14 protein-coding genes are annotated in these 15,887 nt (G+C 43.0%); 6 read left to right on the top strand and 8 right to left on the bottom strand.

Features of this window, described 5'->3' with window-relative positions; all coding sequences use genetic code 11:
• Window positions 1-135: 135 nt before the first annotated feature.
• Entirely contained in the window at window positions 136-852 is a 717-nt protein-coding gene (locus tag NLX74_RS12185) for a metal-dependent hydrolase (protein WP_254328869.1), read from the bottom strand.
• A gap of 352 nt (window positions 853-1,204) precedes the next feature.
• Here NLX74_RS12185 and exlX point away from each other — a divergent pair, with 352 nt between their 5' ends.
• Complete coding sequence (gene exlX, locus NLX74_RS12180; RefSeq protein ID WP_061830386.1) at window positions 1,205-1,918, top strand: expansin ExlX; 714 nt, start codon at window positions 1,205-1,207, stop codon at window positions 1,916-1,918.
• 225 nt (window positions 1,919-2,143) lie between these two features.
• Window positions 2,144-4,405 carry an AraC family transcriptional regulator gene (locus tag NLX74_RS12175; protein WP_254328868.1) on the top strand — a complete coding sequence of 754 codons (2,262 nt, stop codon included), beginning with the start codon at window positions 2,144-2,146 and terminating at the stop codon, window positions 4,403-4,405.
• A 127-nt stretch (window positions 4,406-4,532) separates the two neighbouring features.
• Here NLX74_RS12175 and NLX74_RS12170 read toward each other — a convergent pair whose 3' ends face one another.
• The 5 genes from NLX74_RS12170 to NLX74_RS12150 form a co-directional block, all read right to left on the bottom strand.
• On the bottom strand, window positions 4,533-6,074 hold the full coding sequence (locus NLX74_RS12170) for an extracellular solute-binding protein (protein ID WP_254328867.1): 1,542 nt from the start codon (window positions 6,072-6,074) through the stop codon (window positions 4,533-4,535).
• Window positions 6,075-6,184: 110 nt separating this feature from the next.
• Window positions 6,185-7,078, bottom strand: coding sequence for a carbohydrate ABC transporter permease (locus NLX74_RS12165; RefSeq protein ID WP_061830389.1), 894 nt, complete (start codon window positions 7,076-7,078; stop codon window positions 6,185-6,187).
• Window positions 7,079-7,096: 18 nt separating this feature from the next.
• Window positions 7,097-8,092: an ABC transporter permease gene (locus NLX74_RS12160; RefSeq protein WP_069290040.1), complete on the bottom strand. Its 996-nt coding sequence runs from the start codon at window positions 8,090-8,092 to the stop codon at window positions 7,097-7,099.
• 234 nt (window positions 8,093-8,326) lie between these two features.
• Window positions 8,327-9,103 (bottom strand): NAD-dependent epimerase/dehydratase family protein, encoded by a 777-nt coding sequence (locus NLX74_RS12155; RefSeq protein WP_254328866.1) that lies wholly within the window; start codon window positions 9,101-9,103, stop codon window positions 8,327-8,329.
• A 242-nt stretch (window positions 9,104-9,345) separates the two neighbouring features.
• The gene (locus NLX74_RS12150; protein ID WP_254328865.1) at window positions 9,346-10,233 is read right to left on the bottom strand and encodes a DMT family transporter; all 888 of its coding nucleotides are present in this window, start codon (window positions 10,231-10,233) and stop codon (window positions 9,346-9,348) included.
• Between the two features lie 216 nt (window positions 10,234-10,449).
• Between NLX74_RS12150 and NLX74_RS12145 the strand changes: the two genes are divergently transcribed.
• A complete protein-coding gene (locus tag NLX74_RS12145) occupies window positions 10,450-11,199 on the top strand; it encodes a YdcF family protein (protein ID WP_254328864.1) in 750 nt (249 codons plus the stop codon).
• 103 nt (window positions 11,200-11,302) lie between these two features.
• Here the strand turns inward: NLX74_RS12145 and NLX74_RS12140 are convergent, their stop codons facing one another.
• Entirely contained in the window at window positions 11,303-11,764 is a 462-nt protein-coding gene (locus NLX74_RS12140) for a 2-thiouracil desulfurase family protein (protein WP_254328863.1), read from the bottom strand.
• A 476-nt stretch (window positions 11,765-12,240) separates the two neighbouring features.
• Between NLX74_RS12140 and NLX74_RS12135 the strand changes: the two genes are divergently transcribed.
• Both NLX74_RS12135 and NLX74_RS12130 read left to right on the top strand, forming a co-directional pair.
• Entirely contained in the window at window positions 12,241-12,870 is a 630-nt protein-coding gene (locus NLX74_RS12135) for a TetR/AcrR family transcriptional regulator (RefSeq protein ID WP_254328862.1), read from the top strand.
• On the top strand, window positions 12,867-13,841 hold the full coding sequence (locus NLX74_RS12130) for an alpha/beta hydrolase (RefSeq protein ID WP_254328861.1): 975 nt from the start codon (window positions 12,867-12,869) through the stop codon (window positions 13,839-13,841). Before NLX74_RS12135 ends, NLX74_RS12130 begins: the two co-directional genes overlap by 4 nt.
• Before the next feature lie 327 nt (window positions 13,842-14,168).
• Here the strand turns inward: NLX74_RS12130 and sigK are convergent, their stop codons facing one another.
• Window positions 14,169-14,870, bottom strand: coding sequence for an RNA polymerase sporulation sigma factor SigK (gene sigK, locus NLX74_RS12125; protein ID WP_013311218.1), 702 nt, complete (start codon window positions 14,868-14,870; stop codon window positions 14,169-14,171).
• 461 nt (window positions 14,871-15,331) lie between these two features.
• Between sigK and NLX74_RS12120 the strand changes: the two genes are divergently transcribed.
• Window positions 15,332-15,841 (top strand): discoidin domain-containing protein, encoded by a 510-nt coding sequence (locus NLX74_RS12120; RefSeq protein WP_254328860.1) that lies wholly within the window; start codon window positions 15,332-15,334, stop codon window positions 15,839-15,841.
• The last annotated feature ends 46 nt before the right edge of the window (window positions 15,842-15,887 follow it).

The raw sequence follows: 15,887 nt of genomic DNA, 5'->3' as shown, positions 1-15,887 counted from the left end.
CTCATCTAAACTGAATTTAGGCAAAAAAACTGCACCTCCATTGTTAGTCGTGTCTAACAAATGGGGTGCAGTTCAGACACGTACAACGTGCAATGACTGTTTTTTTAATTTAATAGAAACAAAAGATAGAATATATCAAATCAAATGCTTATAACGAAGCAAAGCAATCACTACAAGTACAGTAGTTAAAGCAATACAGACGTTTTCTATCTTAGCTCCCTTCCGGGTTCCGGTACTCATCAATTTAAATCGCAGCTTCCATTTGAACGGCGGCAAAGGTTTAATTCCATTATTCGTCAAGGAATCTGCCAGTAAATGCAGCAAGTACGCTAGACCTCCAGCCAGCCATATGCTGTCACCGTGCAAACGTGTCGTACCATAAAGCAACGCAGTCCATGCGACTGTCCCGTATACCGTATGTGTCAACCCCCGATGTGGGACTAACGTACAAATGATCAGCAGACACCCGGCGATATAATTCCACGGTGCATATGATTCTCCATACCAGGCTAGGCCGATACCAATTAGAAAGATAATAACCTTGCGCATGGATCGTGAAGGCATAAAAGAAGCACTGATCATCAGCAAAGCCAAAACAAGATTCCATGGCGGTGGAGCCAAACGGGTGAAAAATACCCAACCAGCAGCCCCAATCATTAGAAGCTGTATAAGCCTAAGCATTTTGGTTGGCAGCGCACGGCTCACGAGCATGGAGTTAGGCTCATCAATATCCGGCAACAGTGAACCGACCACAGCAGCTACCACGGCAGCCGGGGTCACTTCGTATCCACTTAAAGCTAATACCGACAGGGAGACCCCGGTTCCAATAATCAAATGGGCTCTTCCCATCATGGTGCAAAACATCCTTTCGTTGTAGCATACAACAGAGTTCAACATCACTCCATTTGAATCAGCATGATTCGATTGTATACGACAAACAAAAGGAGAACAATAGTTCGCTTATTCTATTTAAAAGACTTCATCCAAAAGTCCTATTTTCGTCCTCATTACTTAATCCTCCCCTTGTTCTTTATCTGTACAACCATTTCTTAAAAAAACACGCCATATGGCCTATGAGTATGTTGACAAACATCTTCAATATTTTCTTTTTGCCTCAAAGTCCTATTGTACAATTTGAAATATTAGGTAATATAGTGTTTATATTTACTATATGAATCTATTAAATGAATAAGGAGGAAATGTTATGCAAAAAATATCGACGTTCCGAAAGTTCAAAACCATCGGTCTAACATCGTTGCTAAGTCTTGTATTATTCGCCCTTCCCGCTTCTGCTGCTTGGAATGATACATACACGGGGTACGCCACATATACAGGATCAGGTTACTCTGGAGGGGCATTACTGCTTGATCCCATCCCTTCGGATGCCAAAATTACAGCGCTTAATCGCACACAACTGAATTATAATGGAATCAAAGCTGCATTAGCTGGAGCCTATTTGGAAGTTCAAGGTCCCAAAGGGAAAACAACCGTATATGTAACTGATCTTTACCCCGAAGGTCCAAGTGGCGCACTCGATCTGTCCCCAAACGCGTTCAACCTGATTGGCAATCAAATAGACGGAAAAATTAATATTTCGTGGAAAGTTGTCAAAGCTCCGGTTAACGGCAATGTCTCCTACCGCATTAAAGAAGGCAGCAGCCAATGGTGGGCAGCCATTCAAGTACGCAATCATAAATATCCGGTCTTGAAGATGGAAGTCCAACAAAACGGACAATGGCTCAATCTCGAAAAACAGGATTACAACCACTTTCTAGGTACTAACTTAGGAAAACAACCTCTGAAAATACGGATTACGGACATTCGCGGTGTCGTGCTAAACGATACAATCCCAGCTCTAGCGGAAAATGGTACAGGCGGAGCCTATATCGTTAATGGTAACGTTCAATTTCCTGACTAATTGCAGTACCGTCATCTTTCCTTCTTTTATTTGAATACACAAACCCGGCCGGGAACCGACGCAATCCAATGCGTATAAGTGTTCCTGGCCTTTTTGCGAAAAAATCATTATTTTTTACAAAGAATCGGTTTGTTCACTGTCCTGTTCATAAGAACATACGTATAATGAATACATAAATAGGGTGTACTTTACAGCTACGTGCACACAGACAGGAGGCCTGTTCGTATGAGCAATTTCAAAAAGCATCACAAGCTTCACAGCAAATTGCTGGTCAGCATTACGTTATGTATTACGCTAACGTTGCTGGTATCCACCACTGTGTATTATTTTTACTATATTCGCGTGGAAAAGGAGCAGGCATTCGAGGCCAATCACAACAGCTTGACGTTGAGAAGCAAAGAGGTTATTAACATGACATCTATTGCTCAATCTTTGGCATTCCAAATGTATCGCAGCAGTACCCTGTCCAAATTGTTGTATTATTCAAAACCTAATGTATATGATGTAACCGCTGCCATGACCGAATTGAACAATTATCTTAACTCCATGCCGTATATTGAATCCATCTACGTGTTTAACCCTAAAAGCGGCACCTTTTACATTGCGTCCTCACAAGGTCAAAACGGGTTATTCAGCAAACATGAACTTGCTGATACAGATATCATTCGCGTGCTGGATCATTATCAGGACTATAAACCCTTTACGCCTATTCCACGCACATATCCGCTGCTGTCGGCCTCAGAGTCCGGAGCTGGAGTAGAGCAAGCAAGCCCAGATATCGCAGCTTATACGTATTTATGTTATGACGCAATTAACACGAACGAAGCGATAAATTCGGCTGTGATTGTGAATGTGTCGGCGGCCTGGATGAACAAGGAAATGGCGGCGAATCCAATCTCAGGCGGGACCGCTTATATTTTAGACGATCAGGGCAGGCTGTTGTCTGGTACAACATTGACAGACGAAACTTTGAACGAAAAAGAGCAGTTATGGTTGCACACGAGAGTCAAAAAACAAGAAACAGGCTATTTTGTAGAAGACTTTCATGGAAAAAGATCACTCATTTCCTACACCTCCCCGGACGGACTAGGTTGGCAGTATATTAGTGTCACACCGTATGAAAGCGTTATCAAAATGGCGAGTGTTATTCGTAATGCGATGTTACTGATAGCCGCCATCATTGCATTGGCAGGATTCGTGGCTTCGTGGCTGCTGTCCAAAATGCTGTATACGCCTATTGGCCAAATTGTTGTGCATATGAATTCACTGGAATCGGAGAAACGAAACAGTATGTACACGATCCGGCAAAACATTTTACGGAATGTAATCCGAGGAATCCGAAATCTTCCTGCCGGTGAAGAACCGGAACGATTGCGCGAGCTTGGGATTACGTTCCAGTTCGACAAAGACTCCCGCCTTGTGCTGCTGCGCATAGATGAATATACCCGATGGCAAAGCGAACGTGGACCTGATCTGCTACCCTATAAGTTTGCAATCATGAACATTGCTTCTGAAATATGCGGACAGACGTACCAAGTGGAGACCGTTGATATGGATGAGGACAGTGTACTGCTGATGCTTAACATTCTCGATCCCGCAGAACATACAGACACTGTACTGCTAGAAACCTTATTACGCCAAATACGTGAAGCTTGCTTTGAATATTTGAAGCTGAGCGTTTCACTGACTTACAGTGCCATCACGAGCCAACCAGAACGGCTTCATCTGCTGTACCGCCAGGTACAAGACGCATCTATGCACCGATTTTTTCAGGGGCACAGATGCATTATTAATGCGCAAAACACTACAGACGAGGATATCCAAAATACTTACGTATATCCAGCCGATAAAGAGAAAAAAATGCTAGATACGCTACTGTCTGGTCATACGGAGGATGCACACCGTATGTTCAAAGAATTGTTGATGCATATGGAAAAATATCCGTTTTCCTCTGTTCAAGTGGCAATATCCCGGCTCATCATGAGTGTGAATAATGCTGTTCGGCATATCAGTGAGCTCAATGGATTTGCTATAGAAACTAAACCTGAATTACCATCCGCAGATCGGTTAGAGACCGCTGAGAATCTTATTGATCATTATCAATTGGTCTTTGATCATATTCGCTCCAGTCTATCGGAAAAACGAAACACGAAGCAGGAACGATTGGTGCGGCAAATCAATGAACGAATAGAGCAAGCCTATACGGATCCCAATTTTTGTCTCAATCAGCTTGCGGAAGAGCTGGATATGTCGCCGATCTATGTCAGCAGACTATATAAGCAGCAGACCATGTCTACCATCGTGGACGTCATCCAACAACTCCGTATTCGCAAGGCCTGTGAGCTGCTGGAACAGACCGACTGGTCTGTAGCTGACGTAGCAGAACAAACCGGATTTGCGAGCAGCTCTTATTTCCATCGCATGTTCAAGCGTAGCTTGGGCGTAACACCGACAGATTTTCGTCGTTCTAAAGCAAATGCGCAATAAGTAGACTGCTCTACACGACAGCTCTGAGAACGGAACATTGCTCCTAAAAACATAAACTGACATTAAAAAAGCAAGCCTCCAACTTTCTGGAGACTTGCTTTTCTTCTTTATCATAAATCTTTATGTTTTATTTAATACCCTTCTCCTTTACGTAAGCTTCCCATTGTTTTGTATATTCTGTTTGAATTTTTTCCAAACCAGCTTGGTTTGCCTTTTGCAAGAAGGTCTGCAAGCCTTGATCTACATTGTCGATCAGCCCAGCTTGGAGCGGATACAGATATTGCTTCTCAACCTGTTCTAGAGCCGCTTTTTCAGCTTGGTAGGTTGTGTAGTCCTCTGCAAACCCGGTAAACAGGTCAGGCTTCTGGATTTTATCCAGCTCAGCAAATATCTTCTTCACACGGTCAAAGCCTGAATCAAACAGCATATATTCCGGGTTACGCCAAGCCCAACTGTTCATACCTTCGCGTGAAAATCCATTAGAACTGCCGCTACCAATCATATGATAGTAACCATCTTTGACTTCGTAATTTTTGCCTTCAATACCATATTGCGTGAGCAAGTTATAGCGTTTGTCCGTCACAAGCTTTTCATAAAAAGCTAATGCGCGCGCCGGATTTGGGCTGCTTTTTGGAATTGCAAAGCCGTTGTGAATCGGATGCACTGGAGTTGCATAACCTGTCGTCAAAGGGAATGGGTAATACTCGAGCTTCCAGTCCGGGTGAGATGCTTTGAGCTTAATGACCATATCATTAAACCGGGTTGGATTGTCACCGAAAATACTCGCTGCTTTGCCAGAAGTCACTTGATCCTGAAGCGTATCTTTTACGTTTAATACGTTTTTGGGAATGAATCCTTTATCGGCCCAGCGTTTGTAAGTGTTCAGCTCTTCCTTTTGTTCATCCGAGCCCCAATATTTATAAACCTCTGTTGGTTTTTCATATTTAATGCCAATGCCATAAGGCAAGGCACCTACACTCTTCGTTACTAATTCGGTATATCGGTCATGCAGATTTCCCTTGATATCGCTGTTCAGAGATACGGTTTTCATATTTGGCTCATGCTGACGTATCCCATCCATATAAGCCTCGTAACTTTTGATATCTGTCGGTTTAGGCAAATTGTACTTCTCTCGTAAATCCTCACGCCATACAAAACCGTTAGTGACATACTCTTTATACGTGCCAGGCACGGTATAAATTTTGCCTCCAATTTTAACTCCATCCCACATGTCCTGAGGTACAAATTTTTGCAAGGCAGGTGCAACCTTAGGCAGCAGATCGTCTAGCGGCAGGAATGCGCCCTTCTTGGCATAGGCCTGATACTGCGTCCAATCTGCAGTGAATATCAGGTCGATAGGCTGACCCGAAGACAATAACAGCTTATATTTTTGATCCCAGTCTGTCCACGTCGTATAGTTAAATTTGACGGTGGCATTCAGATCCTTTTCCGCCAATTTATTAATCTCTGCCTCAATGGTAGACAGATCCTTAGGAGCATCCCCCAGCATATAAAATTGCAGCTGAACTTTTTGGGATTTATCATCCTCTCCATTTGCTTTTTGTGCGCTGTTTCCGCTACCGCCTCCACATCCGGCTAATAGCGCCATGATGACCATTACTGCAATCAGGATGGACATGCGTTGTTTTCTTTTCTTTGTGAATGTCATGTGAATCCTCCCTTTGAAATGGTAGTCTGTTTATTAAAACGCTTACAAAAAGTGCTGCTTTGATGGCATACCGTCAGCACGTTATGCCATCAAAGCCCTTTAGTGCCGCTTCAGCCTTTTACCGCGCCTATGGTCAGTCCCTTGACAAAGTAACGCTGAATGAACGGGTACAGCAGCAAAATGGGTCCAGTAACCACGATCGCCATTGCCATTTTGGTCGATTCTGTCGGCATATCATTGGAAAGAGACACACCAGTACCTGCACCCATTTGAGCGATAAATTGCATGGAGTTAATTACATTATACAGATAATATTGCAACTGGTATTTATGCGGATCGTTAATAAAGAGTGAGGATGAGAACCAGTCATTCCAGTAAGCCAAGGCCAAAAACAGCCCCACAGTGGCAATACCCGGTGTAGATAAAGGTAGCACAATTCGATAGTAAATTTTAAAATCACCCGCACCGTCAATTTTAGCGGACTCGAACAGTTCTTCCGGCATGGAAGAACGAATGAAGTTTTTCATCAAAATGATCAGAAACGGAGTCATCAATCCCGGGAAAATAAGCACTGTATACGTATCAAGCAATCCTAAATACTTCGTCAGCATAATGTACCAAGGTACCAACCCGCCTCCGAACAGCGTCGTAAAGTATATATAGAATGAAAACGCATTGCGGTATTTAAAATCTTTGCGTGCCAGCACATATCCTGCCATCGTCATCAGGAACAGGCCCAACGTCGTGCCTACCACCGTGGTAAAAATTGTCACCCCATACGCCCTTAACACCTCTTCAGGAAAGGTGAACACCGTCCGGTAACCTTCTAGTGAGAATTGCTGTGGTATAAAGTGATATCCATCCCTGATAATCGATTCATTACTGGTCAGTGAAGCCGAAATAATAAGTAGGAACGGGAGTAAACAAGCAATGGAAGCAATAATGATAATCACATAAGAGATGATTTTAAAAATTCGAGTGTATACATCCTCTTTGATCGCCATCCGTTTGGGTCCTCCTTTCTAGAATAAGGCATATTCGTCGTTCAACTTGCGGATGATGTAGTTCACGGTCATGATCAGTACAAAACCGAACAAGGATTGGTACACGCCTGCTGCCGAAGCCATACCCACATCAAAAGTCACTTTCAAGGAACGGTACACATAAGTGTCCAAAATATCCGTCGTATTGTACAGCACCCCATTGTTGCCGATTAATTGATAGAAAAGATCAAATTGTCCTTTCATAATACTACCAAGCGCAAACAACAGCAGCACAACGAATGTCGATTTAAGCATCGGAACGGTAATGTACCAGATTCGTTGGAAAATATTAGCTCCATCCATTTTAGCTGCCTCATAATATTCGTCACTGATCCCTGTAATTGCTGCCAGATAGATCACCATACTGTAGCCGAGATTTTTCCATAAATAGAACAGGATAATCAGGAAAATCCATACCCATGGTTTGTTGTATACATCCACGCGTTCACCACCAAGTTGCAGCAACAGCGTATTCAGAAAACCATTATCATAATTAAATATGTTATACACGATGACACTTAGAATAACGAAAGAAACAAAATAAGGCAGGAACATCACGGATTGAGCGATCTTTTTAAAGTAGCGGCCTCGCAGCTCATTCAGCAAAATAGCGAGAACAATCGCTAACACGTTGCCGAGTAAAATAAACGCTGCGTTGTATCCGACCGTATTCAATGTCAGTTTTGTCAGCGTGCCGGATTGCCATAGAAAGCGAAAATTTTGGAGTCCGACGAACTTGGCATCAAACAGGCTGGTATTGAAGTCGAACTGGGTAAATGCATAATAAATACCCACCATAGGAATGTAGGAGTTAATGAAGAAAAAAATTAAAGTGGGCAACAACATCAGAAATAATACCCGATTGCGGAACAGTTCATAGAAAAAACCGTGTTTTCTACCCGTTCCCAGCCTCTTACCGTTCAGGCGGGAATCCGTTGCAAGCATTGCAGAATTTTTGGGCATAGGCTGATTCAATGTGAGTCACTCCCCCTCTGTATACGTTGCCGACAGCAAGGTTTGTAGCACCGCCGCCGTATAAGTGTATTTTATGTAAGCGCATTCAAAATGAAAAGTGAAGCCTCTTATGCTTCATGAACAAAGGAGTGTCCGGAGGAGTGAACATTTCGGATATTTGTGAAGTTTTATGTAATATGAGGCGCCTGATCGACGCCTTGAGCCCATTCACAAAGCATATTTGAACGATCTACTCTATTCCTTTTGTCCACCCTGAAAAGTGGTTTCATCCTGTTTCACCCGAAATCCGATTTTCTTGGCCTGCTCCAGCAGCTCAGCGGCATTATCCTGCGGCTTATATCCGATTAGTTCTTCCAAGTAGCCAATGTCATAATAATTATCCGTATTGGCTGACGTACCGTACAAATTAAGATAGCTTATCTCTGGACGAGCTTCGATACAGCAGACGGTCAGACGGATCATATCGCGCTCGGAGATCCAAATATGAGCGGCGCGCTCAGAATGGGGCCAATCATCCCCAGGAAAATTTCCGATACGGATATTCATTGAAGATATTTTGCCCTGATCGGCATACAGTCGTCCCAACAGTTCAATGTAGCACTTACTCAATCCATAAAAACTGTCTGGTCGGTAGGGATCTTCAACATCTATACTTTCGCCTACTTTATAAAACCCTGTGGCATGATTGGAACTGGCAAAAACAATGCGCTTTACCCCATTTTTGACCGCAGCTTCATACAGCTTATAGGCTCCGCTTACATTGCCAGACAGCACTTTGCCGAGAAAATCCCCTTCATCCTTGATCCATGCAAAATGCAGTACCGTATCCACTCCACGCGTCAGCTCATCCAGTCGTGCAGCATCATGTATATCCATTTCCACAATCCCTGCCTCTTCATCGCTCTTCACATCAGCAGCGGTTATTTCATATTTACCTTCCGCTTGTAGCCCTTCATACAATACTTTCCCAATTGTACCTGCCGCACCTGTGATCAATAATTTTCGTACCATCGTCCGCATCTCCCTTCTTAGCTTGGCTGTATGCTGTCATCCATATCATAATTTTAACCAACTCCCCAGGGAGGAAACCCCTTAAACTCTCGAATTCGGTATGTCATAATCCACTTAACTGTATCACCTGTCGGCATATAAAAAGGGACCCTGCTATTGTGCAAGAGTCCCTTGTTGTTACTTTGTTTCAAATTCTATGTTTCGAGTTCTATCTTTCAATTTCTTTGTTTCAACTACTACGCTCAAGCTTGTCGTACTACTCTCGCTCTGCGATTAACCAAATAAATGCTAAGCCCGATTAAGATCAACCCGATAAGCAGGAAAGCCGTAATCGCTTCGCCCAGCACCAACGAGCTGACAAATACTGAAATCACAGGCACCAAAAACGTATAGGAAGCGACCTTACTGGCATCCCCCGAATTGACCAGCGTGAAATACAGCAGCCATGATAGTGAAATTCCCAGCACCGTGCCGAATATCAGCCCTGACACATACGGGACGTTCCATACGATATCTGACCAGCTTTCCGTCACCGTTCCAGCTCCCGTCAGCACGATGCCTCCCAGTGTACATTGAAATGCAACCAGCCACAGCGAATCGACACGCTGGTTTACCTTTTTCACATATACCGTTCCCAATGCCCAGCTCACGGCAGTAATAATGGCGATGATTACACCTGCCACAGCCACATGCCCTGAAAATCCGCCCACACTGACAGCTGCAACGCCCAAAAATCCGATGATCAATCCAATCACCTTGAGTCTGGACATCGCTTCTCCCAGCCACATCCATGCAAAAATACCGACCAGCACAGGCTGGAGATATACCAGCACAGAAAACAAGCCGGAGGGGACGTACATCAGTCCCACTGTTTGCAGGCCATAAAACAGTACCACGTTAAAAATACCTGAAATAGCATACACCCGCCAATTTTCTTTCCAACGAATGCGATTCCATCTCGGTACTAAAATTGCTCCTAATAGCAGACCGCCCAGCAGTGTACGTAGCCCTGCAAACAACAATGGAGGTGTGAATTCCAATGCCACTTTATAAATGGGCCAAGAAATGCCCCACAATACAACCAGTAGCGCGATCATCAGCATCCGCTTGGCTGTCGTTAACTCTCCCATGACGCTATCGCTCCTCTATGAAAAAAATCACTAGATTTATATACTACGCCTACAGAACAACTTTATCAAACAAAAAATATGTATTGGAAAGCTCCACCTTTTATGCCCGCTTGTTCATCGAGGTATGTCTTCGGACAGAGGAATCCAGTCTTTTGCCTATGTTACAATATACCAAAAAGAATTATAAAGCTTATAAGGATAGGAGGTTGTCTGCACTTGATTTATATCATCAAATTTTTGTACAGCTTTGTGCTCCCTCCCGGTTTGTTCATCCTCGTGATGGCAGGACTCGTGATCTGGCTATGGAAAAGGGCACGTATACCTGCGGTCGTACTGCTTCTTGTCACATTGCTGCTGTATATTTCCTCGACCAATCTGGCTGGAGATTTGTTAATCAGTAGCCTGGAAAAACAGTACCCACAACCCCGTACCGTTCAAGGCGATGTCATTGTCGTACTTGGGGGCGGAGCCACACAGGGAACCCCCGACATCAATGGACAAGGCAATCTGCTAGGATCTGCAGCCAATCGACTGCTCACTGCGGCCAGATTGCACGAAGCAACAGGCTTACCCATTCTTTTCTCCGGCGGGCAAGTGTTTGGAGACAGTGGAAATGAAGCGAATATTGCGCAAAGGCAGCTGCTAGGACTCGGTATTCCGGCAAAGGATATCCTGATCGAAAACCGTTCTTTGAACACACAGCAAAATGCCGTATATACATCGCAAATTTTGGGAAAACATCAACTCACTAGACCTGTTCTGGTGACCTCCGCTTTCCATATGCCACGTGCTACACTGGAATTTCAGCGTGCAGGCATGCAGGTCATAGCTTATCCTACCGACTATCTAGCAAGTGAAAAGCTGTCACTGTATGCTGGCAAGCTCTCGCCGTCTGCTGGGGCCATGTCTACAACCGGAACAGCCCTCAAGGAATACCTAGGAATTCTTGCATTAAAGCTTAAATAATGTGATGTCTAATCGTATAGCGGCACATAGCACAAACAAGCGTCTTGCGCTCGCAGGTATAAGCCTGTAAGCTAGCAAGGCGCTTGATCTACCCTTACATATTCTAATCCAAGAAAATATCTGATATTTGTTCTTCCGATATGACCTTAAAGCCTTCCTTTTTTAACAAAGCCGAGGTTACCCCGTTACCTGCTATTTTACGATTTTCGAATGACCCATTATATATTGCTGCTGATCCGCAGGACGGGCTGTTTTCTTTTAAAACAACAAGTGTTGCGTTAACCTCTCTGGCTATATTCAAGGCTTCATATGCACCTCTAATGTACATATCGCTAACATCGTTGCCTGAGAACTCGACCACCTTAGCTGTGCCGTTCAGCACATCCTCGCCTGTCCCTCCAACAATCTCAGCAGGCTCTCTCGGAGTCACAAAGCCCCCCAAAAGCTCAGGACAGATCGTCACAGCTTTCTTTTCCTCTACCAACTTTTGAATATGTACATCCAGGCTATCCGTCCCGTTATATCGTACCTGCATGCCCGCTAAACACGAACTTACCAGAATCATTAGCTCCACCTCATTCCATTGCATTCACTATTAAGTAGTTAAAGTATAAACAAATTTTCTAATAGAGTCATCGTACGAAAATTTTGACTCACCACTACGATGGTACAACTTCATCAGAGCGCGCTTTTCAATTCGTGACTTCCTTATCAGTCCCTATAGCATCGCGGAGAGATACGTCTTTGCGTGTTTTTTTCAGGGAACGTAAATGCATCAGGATCTCATTTTCTATACAACGGGCTGCAAATGTTGCCAGCTTGGTGCCTTTCCCGGTCGAAAGCTTTCACTGTATTCATCCAAAATAATCTGATAAAAACAAGCCGGAGGCGCATTTTTGGGTTTTTATTTGTTAAGGTTCATCCTGCTAGTAAGTAAGATAAATTCACTCTTGTTATAAGTCGTAATTTAAGATATATTATTAATTAAATAACCAATCATTTAATTAATAAAAGTTTAGTTTAAAGAGAGGGGAAATACATTTGGCAAGACCTATTAATGAAGAAAAAAGACTGGAGCGGCGTAAACGTATCCTAGAAGAAGCTGTTGTCCTGTTCGCAGAAAGTGGATATTCTAATACCACAACGGCTAACATTGCGCAGAGTGTGGGAGTGACTCCTGGAACCATTTTTCAATATTTCCCCAGCAAAGAAGCTTTATACTACGCCGCTGTCCTTGAGCCGCTTGCTGATATTCAGGTGAAATCGCTTGCTTGTCTACAACAAGAGGGGACGCCGGGTGTATTGATTAAGAACATGGTGGCAGAACAATTCAACCATATCTACTTCTATATAAATGAATTGCGGCTTGTTCAATCTGTCTTAGGACAACGAATAAGATTCCCTGAACTTACACAGAAGGTCCTTGAAAGTATAAAGGTAATGACAGATGCGATCGAATGCGTCTATGCCAAGGGACAGTTAATGGGAGAATTCAACAAAAGCTTTTCTCCAGCAATGATCTCTCGTGCCTATATCTCTTTCTTAAATGGAGTGGGCTTAACTCTTGGAGAAAGTATTATTCATCATCCTGAGTGGGAAAATCTGAAGGGGCATGCCTTTTATTTGTTCGCCCCCATACAACCTAAAGAAAAACTGGAGGAGTCTGAATGAGTCAGGCATCATTACAACCCGAGCTGACATTTAACGTTCGTGTGAAAAAACGAAAGAAAATTTTATGGAGCTTAGGGATCGTGCTTTTGCTTGTGATGGCTCTTGTATTTTTTATATCTTATAAAGTAGTAGACACCTTGTTGCACCATCCTAGAGACACTAATGTCAGCTACGGATTGAATATCGATAAAACTCCCTACGAAGAGGTCGAGTTCAAGAGTTTGAAAAATGATAATACGATTAGAGGTTCCTTCTTTCCTGCAAGTGGTCTTTCTGGTAAATCAAGTAATAAGACAATTATTGTCGTCCATGGATATACAAGCAATCGTTTAGTCAAAGGGCGGACCCAAAAGTTAGTAGAGCATTTCGTTCCGAAAGGCTACAATGTATTGTCATTTGACCTCAGCTCACAAGGTAGATCCGATGGTGATTTGATTACACTGGGCTTCAATGAAAAATACGATTTGCTAGGAGCTGTAAGCTATTTAAAATCCAGAGACCATACGGGTGATAAGATTGGAGTTATCGGCTTTTCGATGGGTGCTGCTACTTCTTTGCTAGCCGCAAGTGAAAGTGATGACATCAAAGCCGTAATTGCGGATAGTCCTTTTCGTAATGCTGGTCTATTTCTGAGAGAGGGTTTGCCCTTCTTTTCAGGTTTACCTGCGTTTCCATTTAGTTATACATCGACATGGATGGCAAATTGGACCTTTAAGGTTGATCTTGATTCCATATCACCTATGGATGCGGTAAAAAAGATGCAAGACAAGCCAGTTATGCTCATTCATGGTACTGGAGATCAGCAAATTAGTTATAAAAATACAGAAATTATTTACGAGTCCTTAAAAGATAACCCAAAAGCAGAAGTATGGTACCCGCAAAATACGGAGCACATCGATGCCATCAACCATTACCCCATTGAGTATTTCAAAAGAGTAGATCGCTTTTTGGATGAGTATGTAGGAAAATAAATTCAATCCAAGAGAGTCAACTAGCGAAGGAGCTTGTCCGGACGAAGTATAAACACCCAATAATATCAAGCATTTTTAGCCTGTAGTGTAGAAAACCACTACAGGCTTTTATTTGCGTTTTAAATGAAAACACATAGCAAAATAGTTATTATTTAAGCGAAAAGGAACAGTTGTTTTTATAAGATAGCCTTAGATAAGAATATTGGATGGGCAGAGGGGGATGCAATTTAAACACACCTCTGAAAAGAAGCAAGTAATTGAATTATGAAAAAGACCTAAAAAGGCCCTGTTAAGGGCCTCAAGCGGCTTCATATATCTCCTTATCCATTACCCCTTCTGCTTGTAAAACTCATGGTACAACTTCATCAGCGCGCGCTTTTCGATTCGTGACACGTACGAGCGCGAAATTCCCAGTTCTCGTGCAATTTCCCGCTGTGTTCGTTCTTCTCCTCCGGCTTCCAGGCCGAAGCGGCCGATCACCACTTCTTTTTCACGCTCATCTAAAATATCCAGGTTGCGATAGATTTTACTTTTCTCAATTTTGAGCTGTACTTTATCTACAATATCATCCGCCTCGGTGCCGAGGATATCAATCAAAGTAATCTCGTTGCCTTCCTTATCAGTCCCTATAGGATCGTGGAGAGATACGTCTTTGCGTGTTTTTTTTAGGGATCGTAAATGCATAAGAATTTCATTTTCTATACAACGGGCTGCAAATGTTGCCAGCTTGGTGCCTTTCCCAGTCTGAAAGCTTTCAATGGCCTTGATCAGTCCGATGGTACCGATGGATATAAGATCCTCCAAATCTTCGCCGGTGTTATCGAATTTTTTCACAATATGGGCCACCAGCCGTAGGTTATGTTCAATGAGTGTGTTACGGGAGTGTGCGTTGCCTTCGGCAAACAGCTTTAGGTGTCGAGCTTCCTCTTTCTCAGTCAATGGCTGCGGAAAGGCGTTGTTTTTCACGTAGGAAACGAGCAGCGTCAATTCCTTGATGAACAGAGCGATAGCGCTAAATAGTCCGGGCACGGATGACACCTCCTGAGGTAGTTGCGAACTTACCGGCCTTTGTTACTTACCGGGCTTGCGGTCTGTTTATTGTATGTAGGCAGGTGCCCATCCGTGCCTGTACTCCGAAAACTGCTCCGTAACAATTTGCCAGATACCTTTCTGGAGCAACCTCCGATACTTAATTCGAAACGTAGAGATCTCTTCGACACAAATCAACGCACTCCATATAGCCATCTCCCAAATAATAAGTGTATATTTTCATATTCTATCCATTTCCTTTCTCGCACCTCAATTAGTTATTTATATTCTAAACATGCAACTCCCCGCCCGCAAATGAGCTTGCAATTATGATGTTAGACCGCTTAAACACTAGTATGCATTCCATCATCAAGGAATATATTCATAGAGAGTTCCATATAAATGATATAAATCAACCTTTTCAACACATTCAAAAATTAAACTAAAAGGGGAATTTCAACATGGCAAAATTCAGCCAAAATCCAGACAACTATACTTTTTCTGTAGATCCTGTTGTTATAGCAGAGGAAAATGTTTCAACCAACGGGGATTCTAAAAATACTTTTCCGAAAAATGTTTTAGTCGATAATAATCTCTATTGGGAGAGCAGTTTAAGCGGTAGAGGTGGAGAAATCATCTTCAAATTAGATACAGGCAAGACGATCAATGATATTCTTTTAGCTCAGCCATCTTCTCGAGCTTTTATACTTTCATTTTCTTTTCACGGCTCTATTGACGGAGAAAATTGGTTTAGGTTAGGTGAAGTCGAAACTTTGCCAACCACTGCAAAAACAACTTATCAATTTAGTAATGAGATTCCTTTTTCATATTATAAAATAACTGTACTTTCATCCGGCTTGAGTAGTACAACCTCCTATTATGGTATACGATATATTCAGCTAAGAACCGCACTCGTTAATGGCGTTCCTGCCTACAGAGCATCCAACATAAACCCCGCTATTGCAGAATAAGTTACTACACACAAAAAAGGGGCTGGCCAACGCCGCCCCTTTTTCA

Origin of the sequence: Paenibacillus sp. MZ03-122A, assembly GCF_024213325.1 — a bacterium.
Lineage (GTDB): Bacteria > Bacillota > Bacilli > Paenibacillales > Paenibacillaceae > Paenibacillus > Paenibacillus polymyxa_B.
Note: the sequence above shows the minus strand (reverse complement) of the source record. Positions and strands in the feature narration are given on the sequence as shown.